Here is a 12,017-nt window from a genome sequence, read left to right on the forward strand (position 1 = left end):
CGCCTCTCCGCGGGATGATCCCGCGTCAGGACAGGACGTCGAGGAACGGGCGGGGGTCGGGAGAAGACGCCGTGCCGTGGAACGCGACGGCGTCGGCGCCCGCCGCGGCCAGCTCGTCGGTACGGCGCAGGACCGCGTCGCGCAGGTCGGAGCGGCCCGGATCGAGCGCCGTGTAGACGATGACGCGCGCACGGCCCGCGCGCCCGGCCGCCGCGCGGGCCTCGTCGACGATCGCCCGCGCGGCGCGCAGCGCCTCGACATCGGTGTCGCCCGTGAGCAGCACGCCGTCGCCGAGCTCGCCGGCGAGCGCGAGCGTCTTCGGCCGGGTCGCGCCGAGCACCAGCTCGGGCGGGGCGGCGGGCGGCCAGTCGAGCGCCACCCGGTCGAGCGCGACGTAGCGGCCGGCCGCGTCGACGGTCTCGCCGGCGAGCAGCGCCCGCACGGCCGTGGCGTACTCCCGCAGCAGGGTCAGCGGCGACTCGACGCGCGCCCCGACCTGGCCCATCCAGTCGAGCACGCCGTGCCCGAGCCCGGCGATCACGCGCCCGGGTGCGAGGCGCTCCAGCGTCGCGAGCTCCATCGCCGCGAGCGCGGCGTTGCGCAGGGGCACCGGCAGCAGGCCGATGCCGACCCGCACCCGCGAGGACCAGGCGAGCGCCGCGGCCGCGGTCGAGACGCCGCCCTCGAGGAAGCAGTCCTCCCACAGCCAGAGCTCGGCGGCCGGTGACGCGTCCACCGCCTCGACGATCTCGCGCAGCGCCTCCGGGGGCGACTGCGGGCGGAACACGACACCGAGGGTGGGCTGGGCTGCATCGCTCATGGCCCCATCGTGCCACCGGGGACGGACACGCGAGGAAGGGGGCATGCCATGCCATCACGATGGTAACGTGATGGCATGAGAACGACCATGGACAAGGCTGGGCGTATCGTCGTGCCCGCCGAACTGCGAGCGCGGCTCGGCCTGGTTCCCGGACCGGTCGACATGGTCATGGACGGCGCTGCCATCCGCATCGAGTTCCCTGTGACCGACGCGGTGGTCGAGCGGGACGGCATCCTGATGGTGCCGGACGGAGGCCGCGAGCTCACGCCGGACGACGTTCGCGAGCTGCGCCTTGCCGACCAGCGCTGAGCTGCTGCTGGATACGAGTGCGGCCGTCGCGCTCGTCCAGCCGACGCACGTGCACCATCGCGACGTCCTCGACCACGTCCGCGGGCGCGCGCTGGGCCTTGCGGGGCACGCGGCGATCGAGACCTACTCGGTGCTCACCCGGCTTCCCGGCGCCCAGCGGGTCTCTGCGGCGGTCGCCGCGCGGATGATCGAGGTGAACTTTCCGCGGAGCCATGCGCTGAGCGCGGCGGGGGGACGCCGCGCTCCGTCGAGGTTCGCGGCCGCCGGCATCGCCGGCGGTGCCGTCTACGACGGACTCGTCGCGCTGGCGGCAGAGGAGGCGCGCATCGCGCTCCTCACGTGCGATCGCCGTGCGGTCGACACCTACGCGCGGCTGGGGGTGGACGTCACGATCGTGTGAGTCGCGATTCAGAGGCCCGCGGCCGAGAAGGCCCGTGCGTAGATCTGCCGGACGGCGGCCTCCTTGCGCTCGTTGTACCGCGTCACCGTCTCGCCGTGCGCGTTGGCAGCGGCGGCGGCCTCCCTCTTGACGGCGGCGTACAGCTCCCGGTCCGCGGCGTCGCGGCGCAGGTGGTCGCGGAAGACCCGGTGCCGCCACGGCTCGCTCGCGTCGGGCCCGAACACGTGCAGGTTGCACGCCGGATCCCACCGCTTCAGCAGGCGGTGCCGCTGCCACCACGGCTCGCGCACGCGCAGCTCGAAGCCCGCGGCCAGAAGGGGCGGCAGCCAGCCCGCCTCGGCGTCCGGATCGGCCACGATCAGGTCGACGTCGACGACGGGTTTCGCCGGTAGGCCCGCCACGGACGTGGACCCCACGTGCTCGATCTGAAGCGCGCGGGCGCCGAGCGCGTCGTGGACGATCCCCGCGATCAGCGCGAACGCCTTCGGCCAGCGCGGATCCGGCTCGGCGATCGCGACGTCGCCGTGGCGGTCCTCGCTCCCGGACACCCACGGGCTGAGCCCGTCGGGCGGCGGGGTGTCGTCGAAGGCGGCGATCTCACGACGGGTGGGCATGCGGCCACTCTGCCGCAGGGGACGAGGCTCACAGCGGAGGCAGGCCCCCGCACGAACTAGGATCGAGGTATCCGCGCGCCGCCCCCGGGGCGGTCTCGCGCGTCCTTCCCGTTCCTCCCGACCATTGGAGCCACCGTGGCCGAGCCCTCCCGCCTCGACAAGGTCATCAGCCTCGCCCGCCATCGCGGGTTCGTCTTCCAGGCGGGCGAGATCTACGGCGGGTCCCGCTCGGCGTGGGACTACGGCCCCCTCGGCACGGAGCTCAAGGAGAACATCCGCCGGCAGTGGTGGCAGACGTTCGTGCGCGGCCGTGGCGACATGGTCGGCCTGGACTCGTCGATCATCCTGCCGTCCAAGGTGTGGGAGGCCTCGGGTCACGTCGCGACCTTCAGCGACCCCCTGGTCGAGTGCCTGCAGTGCCACAGGCGCCACCGCGAGGACCACCTCGTCGAGGCGTTCGTCGACAAGAAGGGCCGCCAGCCCGAGAACGGCATGGCGGACATCGTCTGCCCCGACTGCGGCACGCGCGGCCAGTGGACCGAGCCGAAGTCGTTCTCGGGGCTCGTGAAGACCTATCTCGGCGTGGTGGACGACGAGTCGGGCCTGTACTACCTGCGGCCGGAGACGGCGCAGGGCATCTTCGTGAACTTCGCGAACGTGCTCACCGCGTCGCGCAAGAAGCCGCCGTTCGGCGTCGGCCAGGTCGGCAAGGCCTTCCGCAACGAGATCACGCCCGGCAACTTCATCTTCCGCACCCGCGAGTTCGAGCAGATGGAGATCGAGTTCTTCGTGCCGCCGGCCGAGGCCGCCACGTGGTTCGACCACTGGGTCGAGGCCTGCTGGAACTGGTTCCTCGACCTCGGCATCGACGCGCAGAACATGCGCCGCCTGGACATCCCGGACGGGGAGCGCGCCCACTACTCGGACCGCACCATCGACGTGGAGTACGACTTCGGCTTCCCCGGCAAGGGCTGGGGCGAGCTCATGGGCATCGCCAACCGGACCGACTTCGACCTGACGAACCACATCAAGGCGTCGGGCAGCAAGCTGGAGTACTTCGACCAGGCCTCGGGCGAGAAGTACGTGCCCTACGTGATCGAGCCCTCGTTCGGTCTGACGCGGTCGATGATGGCGTTCCTGATCGACGCCTACACCGAGGAGGAGGTGCCGAACGCCAAGGGCGGCACCGACACCCGCACGGTGTTGAAGCTCGACCCGCGCCTGGCGCCGGTCAAGGTCGCGGTGCTGCCGCTGTCGCGCAACGAGCGGCTCTCGCCGCTGGCACGCGAGGTGGCCGACGACCTGCGCGGCACGTGGAACGTCGACTTCGACGACGCGGGCGCCATCGGTCGTCGCTACCGCCGGCAGGACGAGATCGGCACGCCCCTGTGCGTGACGATCGACTTCGACTCGCTCGACGACCGCGCCGTGACGGTGCGCGACCGCGACACGATGTCGCAGGAGCGCGTGCCGCTCGAGGGCCTGCGGGCGTACCTCTCGGAGCGCCTGCGCGGCGCCTGAGCCAAGGGTTCCGCGCGTCGCGGAGTCCCAGCCCGCGGGATCCGTCCTCGCTCCGCTCCCACGTGGCGGGAGTGGTCGATCAGCGCTGTCCTCGGGTGCCTACAGTGAGCTTGGGGGGGACGTTTGCCGCGCCCTGAGGATGCCCGATGCCCCCGCTCTCCGCCCCGCTGACCAATCGCGGACCGCGCCTGTCCGACCTCGCCTTCGACCGGCTCGCGGAGGCGATCGTCGACGGCACGCTGCCGCCCGGCGAGCTGCTGCGTGACCGCGTGCTGGCGACGCAGCTCGGCGTCTCGCGCATGCCGATCCGAGAGGCGCTGCAGCGTCTGGAGCGGTGCCACCTCGTCGAGACCGCCGCCAGCCGGTTCACGCGCGTCACGGTGTTCACGCCGGAGCTGGTGGCTGCGGGCATCGAGTACGCCGGCTTCCTGTTCGCGTCGTCGATGCGCATGTCGGTGATCCGGATGACGGACGAGCAGCATGCGCGGGCGGTCACCCTGCTCGACGAGCTGGTGGCCGCCGAGACCGAGCACCAGTATCTGTCCGCGACGGGCGCCGTCTACCGCTTCGCGATGGCGACGGCGGGGAACGAGGTCCTCGGTCGCCGCAGCGATGTCTGGTACATGTTCTCGTGCGCGGCGCGGGCGCTGCCCGCCGGCGAGCTCGTGGATCGCATCGGGCGGGACGCGGGGCGGCTGCGCGATGCGGTCGCGGCGCGGGACGCCGACGCCGCCGAGGCGGCGCTGCGCCGCATGCACGGCATCGTCTGACGCCCGCCCCGCCCGGACCGGCCCGGCCCGGCCGCGAAAATCCGTTCCTGCGCCGACAATGCGTGCAGCGCCTGCATTCTCGGCGCAGGGACGGATTCTCGGCGTGGAGGGGCCGGCGGGGTGGGGGTCGGGGTCAGGCCCGGGGCCAGGTCACGGGTACCGGCAGCCGGAGGGTCTCCGGATCGGACCCCGGCCGGGCCAGTCGCCCGATGAGCAGCTCGACGGCCGTGCGGCCCAGGGCCACGCCGTCGACGTCGATCGCGGGGGTGTCGACCAGGCCGAGGGCGTCGACGATCTCGTTCTCGGAGCTCACGACGGGGAGGGGCTCCCCGGCCGACAGGAGCGCGTACTGCACTCCCAGGCCGATCGCGGTCGCGTACGGGATCAACGCGGTGGGCGTCAGGCGGCGCACGTCGTCGGCGGCGCCGACGCCGGCCGCGAACGTCGAGGGATAGGGCCCCACGACGTCCACGAGTGCCCCGGCCCGCTCGGCGGCCGCGCGCACCGCGGCGCTGCGCTGCCGGTCCTGCCACGAGCCCTCCGGCCCGCCGATGTACAGGATGCGGCGGTGCCCGTCGCCGGCGAGGCGCGACGCGAGCTCGCCGAACGCGTGCGCCGTGTCGGCGGCGACCGAGGCGATCCCCGCGATCTCGCGATCGACCAGCACGGCGGGCTTGGCGCGCGTCGCGGCCGTCACGAGGTCGTCGCTGCCGCGCGGGGCGACCACGATGTAGCCGTCGACCTGCCGCGACAGCCGCTCGAAGGCCACGAGCTCGTCGGCATGCTCCAAGGGATGCACGACGACCGTCAGCTGCATGCCCTCGGCGCCGGCGCGCTCCTGGGCGCCGCCGATGATCGGAGTGAAGAAGCTGTTGGCGAGCGTGGGGACGACGAGGGCGACGATGCCGGTCCGCCCTCCGGCGAGCTGCCGTGCGGCGCTGTTGGCGACGAAGCCGAGCTTCTCCGCGGCCTCGTGCACGCGCCGAGCCGTCGCCGGCGACACGACCTCCGGTCGGGAGAAGGCCCGCGAGGCGGTGGCCTTGGAGACGCCGGCGAGAGCCGCGACGTCCGCGATCGTGGCCATGCTCACCCCCTCTGCTCCGCACATCATAGGCACAGCCGCGTAACCGGTTGCAGCATCTCGTAACACGATATTTACACAGGCGATTTCGCACCTTGAGGAAGATGATCCTACGGTGGAATGCAACCGGTTACATTTGCCGGTGATCCCGTTTCTGCCGCGATGGAGGCCGCGATGAGAACCCGTCTCACGCCCGCGCTCATGCTGCTGCCGGGCCTCGCGTTCCTGCTCATCGGCTTCCTCGTGCCGTCGCTGGCGATGCTGTTCTCGCCCCCGGGCACGGCGACGGCCGACATCTTCGTGCGACTCGGCGAGATGCTCACCGATCCGTACGACCTGCGCATCATCGGCCGCACCCTGCTGATCGGCCTCGTCGTCACGGCCATCTGCGTCGTCCTCGGCTTCCCGATCGCGTACCTGCTCGCGCGCTCCACGTCGCGCTGGTCGGGCGTGTTCCTCGCCCTCGCGATCTTCCCGCTGCTGCTCAGCAACGTGGTGCGCACCTTCGGGTGGCTGGTGGTGCTGGGATCGAACGGCGCGATCGGGCAGCTGCTCACCGGGCTGGGCATCGTGGACGAGGCGCCGCAGCTGCTCTACACGCCGCTGGCGGTCGTGCTCGGTCTGACCCAGCTGTTCCTGCCGCTGGCGATCATCACCTGCTACTCGGCGGTGTCGCAGGTCGACGCGGGCCTCGACGACGCAGCGCGGGGCCTCGGGGCGAGCCGTACGCGCACCTTCTGGGACGTGGTGCTGCCGCTGTCGCTGCCCGGCATCGTCGTGGCCGCGACGCTCGTGTTCGCCGGCTCGGTGACCGCCTACACCACCCCCTACCTGCTCGGCGGGTCGTCCAACCGCATGCTGTCGACCCAGCTGTTCACCTACTCCAGCGTCTCGATCGACTGGGCGAGCGCGTCGGCGACCGCCGTGATCATGACGGTCCTGGTGTTCGCGGTCTCCGCGCTGTCGTCCCTCGCCGGGCGGAAGGGAGCCGTCTCGTGAGCGAGCGCCGCCCGGTCGCCACCGCCCTCGCGGTCGCGGGCTACGTGATCATGATCGTCCCGATCCTGTTCGTCGTGGCGACCGCCTTCACCGCCGGCAACACCCTGCGGTTCCCGCCCGAGGGGCTCTCGCTGCATTGGTTCGGCGAGGCGCTCGGCTACCGGCCGTTCGTCGGCGCCCTCGTCAGCAGCGTGCAGATCGCGGTGCTCGCCACGCTCATCGCGCTGCTGGTCGGGGTGCCCGCGACCCTCGCGATCCACCGCGGACGCATCCCCGGCAAGGCCGTGGTCGAGAACCTGTTCCTCTCGCCCCTGATCGTGCCCGAGCTCGTGGTCGGGCTGGCGCTGTTCCAGCAGCTCGTCGTGACGTTCCGGATCGACAACTGGCCGGTGCTGCTCATCGGGCACACCGCGCTGCTGCTGCCGTACGCGGTGCGCGTCACGGGCGCGTCGCTGGCGGGCGCCGACCCGGGGCTCGAGGAGGCGGCACGCGGCCTGGGCGCCTCGCCGATGCGCACCTTCTGGACCATCACGCTGCCCGTGCTGCGGCCCGGGATCTTCTCGGCCGCGCTGCTGAGCTTCATCACCTCGTTCAACAACGTGCCGCTGTCGTTGCTGCTGCAGAGCCGCCAGACCCAGACCCTGCCGATCACGATGCTCGACTACGTGCAGCAGAGCTACGACCCCATGGTCGCCGCGACCTCGACGCTCATCCTCGCCGCGACCGTCGTCGTCGCCGTCATCGCCGAGCGCACGGTCGGCTTCGCCAAGATCTTCGGAGGCATCAACCGATGAAAGCCGCTGCCCAGTTCGTCTCCGTCAGCCAGGTGTTCGGCGACGTCACCGCCGTCGACGACATCGACCTGTCGATCCCCGCCGGCCGGCTCACCACGCTGCTCGGCCCGTCCGGATGCGGCAAGACCACGTCGCTGCGGATGCTCGCGGGGTACACCCGGCCCACGAGCGGGCGGATCCTCATCGACGGCGTCGACGCCACCCGCACGCCGCCGGAGAAGCGCGGCCTCGGCATGGTGTTCCAGTCGTACGCGCTGTTCCCGCACATGACGGTCGCCGACAACGTCGGATACGGCCTCAAGCTGCGGGGCGTCGGGCGCACCGAGCGGAGCGCCCGGGTCGCCGAGAGCCTCGACATGGTCGGCCTCGGCCACCTCGCCGACCGGCGTCCGCGGGCGCTGTCGGGCGGCCAGCAGCAGCGCGTCGCCCTGGCGCGGGCGATCGCCATCCGTCCCAAGCTGCTGCTGCTCGACGAGCCCCTGTCCAACCTCGACGCCCGCCTGCGGGTGCAGATGCGCGCCGAGATCCGGCGCATCCAGTCGGAGACCGGGCTCACGGTCGTGCTCGTCACCCACGACCAGGACGAGGCGCTCGAGATGAGCGACGAGATGGTGCTGATGCGCGCCGGCCGCATCATGCAGCAGGGCGCCCCGAGCGAGGTCTTCGGGGCGCCTGCCGGCCGGTTCGTCGCCGACTTCCTCGGGTACGAGAACTTCGTCGCCACGGCCGAGGGCACGCTGACCGTGCGCCCCGAGCACCTCGCGGTGCTGCCCGCGTCCGTGCCCGCCGACGGCCTCGCCCTGCCCGCCGTCGTCACCGACGTCGCCTACCGGGGCGTCGACCTGCTCGTCACGGTCATCGCCCGCGACGCGAACGGCGAGGTCACGCTGCGCGCCGACATGCGCGCCGACGGCGACGCTCCGCGCCTCGTGCCCGGAGACAGCGTGACGGTCGCGGCTCCCGAGTCGCGGCTCGTCCGTCTTCCCGACTGATCCCCACCCCCAGGGCGGCGGGTCCGCCCCACCCCACCGGCGGCGGCCGCCGCCATCCTTCTCCCCGAAAGGACGCGCACATGCAGCGCCACACCCTTCACCGCTCGCTCGGGATCGCCTCGGGCGTCGTCATCGGCGCCGTCGCGCTCGCCGGATGCTCCGCACCCTCCTCCGACGAGGCGTCCGACACGATCGTCGTCAGCACGTTCCCGTTCGGCGTCGAGCAGTTCCAGGAGGCGATCGTCGACCCGTTCACCGAGGCCACCGGGATCCAGGTCGAGGTCGAGACCGGCTCGAACTCCGACCGTCTGTCGCAGCTCGAGCTGTCGGCCGGCGACCCGGGCGTGGACGTGATGCTCCTGTCCGACACGTACGTCGCCCTCGGCCAGGACAGCGATCTGTTCGAGTGGATCGACGCCGAGGACGTGCCGACCATCGACGACGTCACCGAGCTCGTCCCGGAGGGCGCCTACGCGGGCCCGGCCTACACGTACCAGCTCAACGGCACGCTGTACGACACCGAGGCGCTCAGCGCCGAGGAGGCCGCCGACTGGAGCCTCTACGGCGACCCGGGGCTCGCCGGCCGCGTCGCGCTGCCGGACATCTCGGCCTCGTCGGGCCAGCTGCTCGTGGCGGGCGTCGGCTCCACCTACGGCGACGGCCCGTACGACGTCGACGCCGCCCTCGAGCAGCTCGCCGGCTGGGCGCCGGGCGTGCTGCAGTTCTACACCTCCTCCACCGAGGTGACGAACCTGCTGACGCAGGGCGAGATCGTGGCCGCCAACTCGCTGAGCGGGTTCGCGATCACCCTCGCCGAGAACGACGACCGGTACGCGTTCGCTCAGCCCGCGAGCGGTGCGTACATGACCACGAACCACGCCGTCATCCCCGAGGGCGCGCCCAACGAGGACGCCGCCAAGCAGTTCATCGACTACCTGCTGGGCGTCGAGGCGCAGACCGCCGCGGGCGAGCTCGTCGGCGACCTGCCCGTCAACCCGGACGCCGCCGTGCCCGAGCGCGCGACGGCGGTGCTGGGGGACGTGCCCGCCGACCCGATCGGCGCCGGCTATCAGACGCTCGACCCGGCGGAGGTCGTCGCGATCCGCGACGACCTGGTCGAGCGCTTCGCGCGCGAGGTCACGGGAGGCTGACGCGACGCCCGGACCCGCCGGGCGTCCCCGCCGACGCGGGCTGCCGGTCCCCCCGGCCGGCAGCCCGTCCCCCTCGATCGAACGAAGGCACATGAGCACCACGTCCCTGCACGACTACATCGACCGCATGCCGAAGGCCGATCTGCACTGCCACCTCATCGGCACTGTGCGCGCGTCCACCTTCGCCGAGCTCGCTCGCCGCGAGCGCCTCGAGCTGCCCGCGGATCCCGAGCGCGTCTACGCCGACATCAACTCGCTGCCGCCGGACCCCGCCCTCTACCGGGACACGCGCATCCCCGTCCCGCTCGGGCGTTCCGCCGACGAGCCGGAGGTGTCGTACTCGCTCTTCCAGGCGTCGAAGTGGGTCGTGGACGTGCTGCGCAGCCCCGAGGACCTGACGCGGATCGTCTACGAGGCATTCGAGGCTGCGCACCGCACGAGCGCCACCCGGCACCTGGAGATCTCGTTCGACGAGCTCTCCGAGCACCTGCGCCCGATCGGGTATGCGGGCGTCGTCGAGGCGTACGCCGAGGGCATCCGGATGGCCGAGCGCGACTTCGGCATGACCGGTCTGCTGATGGCGGCCGTCGACCGCAGCCGCACCGGCGACGAGGCGCTCGCCTGGGTGCGCACGGTCGTCGACAACCCGCACGAGTACGTCGCGGGCATCGGCCTCGACAACCTCGAGACCGTCGGCCCCCCCGAGCGCTTCGAGGCGGCGTACCGGCTCGCGGGCGAGGCGGGGCTGCACCGCACCGCGCACTCGTCCGAGCACGCGCCGATCGCCGCGAACACGATCACCTGCCTCGACGTGCTCGGGTGCGACCGCATCGACCACGGCTACTTCGTGCTCGAGGACGACGCCGTGGTGGAGCGCCTGCGCGACGAGCAGGTGCCGTTCAGCGTCATCTCGACCACGTCGCGGCGGTCCTGGCGCCCGTGGCGCCGCGCCTCCATCCGCGCCATGCTGGACGCCGGCCTCAACGTGATCCCCGCCTCGGACGACCCGGGGATGTTCCCGACGACGCTCGCCGCGGAGTACCGGATCCTCGCCGACGACCTGCAGGTCCCGCGCGAGCGCCTGCGGGAGATGGCCCTCGCCGGCGTCGACGCGAGCTGGCTGCCGGCCGCGCGCAAGGCGGAGGTCCGCGCCCGGTTCGAGCGGGAGCTGGCGGCGCTCGACGCCGAGCTCGGGGCGGCCGGGGCGTGAGCATGCGCATGGAGGCGATCAGCCTCGATGTGCGCGACATCCCGGGGGAGCCGCTCCGCGGCAGGTTCACGCTCGCCGCTGTCGGAGACCTGATCTACCTGCGTCCGATGGCCCGCACGCTCGCGGCGCAGCAGCCCGAGCTCGTCGCCGCGCTGCGCGGCGCCGACGTGACGTTCGGCAACCTGGAGACGGCGATCATCGACGTCGACGCGTTCGCCGGGTCGCCGCAGGCGGAGTCCGGCGGCACCTGGATGCACGCCGACCCGCGCGTGGCCGACGACCTCCGCGAGCTCGGCTTCGACGCGGTGGCGCTGGCGAACAACCACGCGACCGACTGGGGCGTCGAGGGTCTGCGGGAGACGGCCGCGCGGCTGCGGCGGGCCGGGATCGTGCACGCCGGCGGGGGAGGCACGATGAGCGCCGCTCGCGCGGCGGGCTCCCTCGACGTGGCGCAGGGGAGGGTCAGCGTGATCGCCGCCTCCGCGACGTTCACGCCCATGTCGCCCGCCGCCGACCCGTTCGGACGCGTGCCCGGGCGCGGCGGCATCAGCGTGCTGCGCACCGGCGAGGTCGGTGCGGTCCATCCGGACGACCACGCCGTGCTGCGCCGCCTCGCCACGGCGCCCAGCTACTCCAACGCGGTGCGGGACGACTCCGTGCGGCTGATGGGCGGCGAGTTCGTCGCCGACGACTCGGTGCCCCGGGGCGAGGCGCGGATCGACCGCGTGGTGGACGAGGGCGACGCGTCCGAGATCCTGACCGCGATCCGGCAGGCGCGCCAGAACGGCAACCTCGTGCTGTTCTCGCTGCACAGCCACGAGCCCGACAACGGCGACGTGCCCGCGCCGTTCGCCGCCGACTTCGCGCGCCGCGCCGTCGACGCGGGCGCGCACGTCGTGGTGGGACATGGCCCGCACCGGCTGCGCGGCATCGAGCTGTACCGGGGTGCGCCGATCCTGCACTCGCTGGGCAACTTCGCGATGATGAGCAACAGCCTCGACGTCGTGACCCGCGACACCTACCGCCTGTACGGGGCGGACCCCGCGCACGTGACGGTGCCCGAGCTGCTCGGCGCCCGCAACGCCGCCCTGTTCGGCGACCGTGCGCTCGACGAGTCGGCCGTCGTCCTGCTGGGCTACGACGACGGCGCGCTCGCCGACGTCGAGATCCTGCCCGTCGACCTCGCCGGCGCCGGCGGCGGCGCCTCGCACGGGGTCCCCGCCCTGGCCGGCCCGGACGAGTCGGCGGCGCTGCTGTCCCGCCTGGCCGACCTCTCGCGTCCGTTCGGCACCGAGCTGCGGATCGACGGCGCGCGGGCGCGCGTGCGGCTCCCGGGCTGACCCCCCGACCGCCCGC

The 12,017-nt window shown here is 72.8% G+C and carries 13 protein-coding genes; 10 read left to right on the top strand and 3 right to left on the bottom strand.

Translation table 11 applies throughout. From position 1 onward, the window contains the following. Nucleotides 1–25: 25 nt before the first annotated feature. Entirely contained in the window at nucleotides 26–820 is a 795-nt protein-coding gene (locus K5S26_RS06440) for an LLM class flavin-dependent oxidoreductase (protein ID WP_221857096.1), read from the bottom strand. 75 nt (nucleotides 821–895) lie between these two features. On the opposite strand from K5S26_RS06440, the gene K5S26_RS06445 reads away from it, so the two are divergent. Further along, nucleotides 896–1,129 carry a division/cell wall cluster transcriptional repressor MraZ gene (locus K5S26_RS06445; protein WP_246603693.1) on the top strand — a complete coding sequence of 78 codons (234 nt, stop codon included), beginning with the start codon at nucleotides 896–898 and terminating at the stop codon, nucleotides 1,127–1,129. Further along, complete coding sequence (locus K5S26_RS06450) at nucleotides 1,113–1,529, top strand: PIN domain-containing protein (protein ID WP_221857098.1); 417 nt, start codon at nucleotides 1,113–1,115, stop codon at nucleotides 1,527–1,529. The genes K5S26_RS06445 and K5S26_RS06450 overlap by 17 nt, the downstream gene beginning before the upstream one ends. A gap of 8 nt (nucleotides 1,530–1,537) precedes the next feature. Here the strand turns inward: K5S26_RS06450 and K5S26_RS06455 are convergent, their stop codons facing one another. Continuing rightward, nucleotides 1,538–2,143 (bottom strand): GrpB family protein, encoded by a 606-nt coding sequence (locus K5S26_RS06455; RefSeq protein WP_221857100.1) that lies wholly within the window; start codon nucleotides 2,141–2,143, stop codon nucleotides 1,538–1,540. A 135-nt stretch (nucleotides 2,144–2,278) separates the two neighbouring features. On the opposite strand from K5S26_RS06455, the gene K5S26_RS06460 reads away from it, so the two are divergent. Both K5S26_RS06460 and K5S26_RS06465 read left to right on the top strand, forming a co-directional pair. Further along, a complete protein-coding gene (locus K5S26_RS06460) occupies nucleotides 2,279–3,664 on the top strand; it encodes a glycine--tRNA ligase (RefSeq protein WP_221857102.1) in 1,386 nt (461 codons plus the stop codon). Nucleotides 3,665–3,810: 146 nt separating this feature from the next. After that, entirely contained in the window at nucleotides 3,811–4,434 is a 624-nt protein-coding gene (locus K5S26_RS06465; RefSeq protein WP_221857104.1) for a GntR family transcriptional regulator, read from the top strand. Between the two features lie 133 nt (nucleotides 4,435–4,567). Here the strand turns inward: K5S26_RS06465 and K5S26_RS06470 are convergent, their stop codons facing one another. Further along, nucleotides 4,568–5,518 (bottom strand): LacI family DNA-binding transcriptional regulator, encoded by a 951-nt coding sequence (locus tag K5S26_RS06470; protein ID WP_221857106.1) that lies wholly within the window; start codon nucleotides 5,516–5,518, stop codon nucleotides 4,568–4,570. 171 nt (nucleotides 5,519–5,689) lie between these two features. Here K5S26_RS06470 and K5S26_RS06475 point away from each other — a divergent pair, with 171 nt between their 5' ends. The 6 genes from K5S26_RS06475 (at nucleotide 5,690) to K5S26_RS06500 (ending at nucleotide 12,001) form a co-directional block, all read left to right on the top strand. After that, nucleotides 5,690–6,514: an ABC transporter permease gene (locus tag K5S26_RS06475; RefSeq protein WP_221857108.1), complete on the top strand. Its 825-nt coding sequence runs from the start codon at nucleotides 5,690–5,692 to the stop codon at nucleotides 6,512–6,514. Next, nucleotides 6,511–7,308 carry an ABC transporter permease gene (locus K5S26_RS06480; protein ID WP_308122812.1) on the top strand — a complete coding sequence of 266 codons (798 nt, stop codon included), beginning with the start codon at nucleotides 6,511–6,513 and terminating at the stop codon, nucleotides 7,306–7,308. The genes K5S26_RS06475 and K5S26_RS06480 overlap by 4 nt, the downstream gene beginning before the upstream one ends. Next, the gene (locus K5S26_RS06485; protein WP_221857110.1) at nucleotides 7,305–8,300 is read left to right on the top strand and encodes an ABC transporter ATP-binding protein; all 996 of its coding nucleotides are present in this window, start codon (nucleotides 7,305–7,307) and stop codon (nucleotides 8,298–8,300) included. Before K5S26_RS06480 ends, K5S26_RS06485 begins: the two co-directional genes overlap by 4 nt. Nucleotides 8,301–8,380: 80 nt before the next feature. After that, complete coding sequence (locus tag K5S26_RS06490; protein WP_221857112.1) at nucleotides 8,381–9,451, top strand: extracellular solute-binding protein; 1,071 nt, start codon at nucleotides 8,381–8,383, stop codon at nucleotides 9,449–9,451. Nucleotides 9,452–9,542: 91 nt separating this feature from the next. After that, on the top strand, nucleotides 9,543–10,661 hold the full coding sequence (locus K5S26_RS06495; RefSeq protein WP_246603694.1) for an adenosine deaminase family protein: 1,119 nt from the start codon (nucleotides 9,543–9,545) through the stop codon (nucleotides 10,659–10,661). Between the two features lie 8 nt (nucleotides 10,662–10,669). Then, the gene (locus K5S26_RS06500) at nucleotides 10,670–12,001 is read left to right on the top strand and encodes a CapA family protein (protein WP_221857114.1); all 1,332 of its coding nucleotides are present in this window, start codon (nucleotides 10,670–10,672) and stop codon (nucleotides 11,999–12,001) included. Nucleotides 12,002–12,017: the final 16 nt, after the last annotated feature.

The sequence above is a fragment of the Microbacterium marinilacus genome (assembly GCF_019753765.1).
GTDB classification, from domain to species: Bacteria; Actinomycetota; Actinomycetes; order Actinomycetales; family Microbacteriaceae; genus Microbacterium; species Microbacterium marinilacus.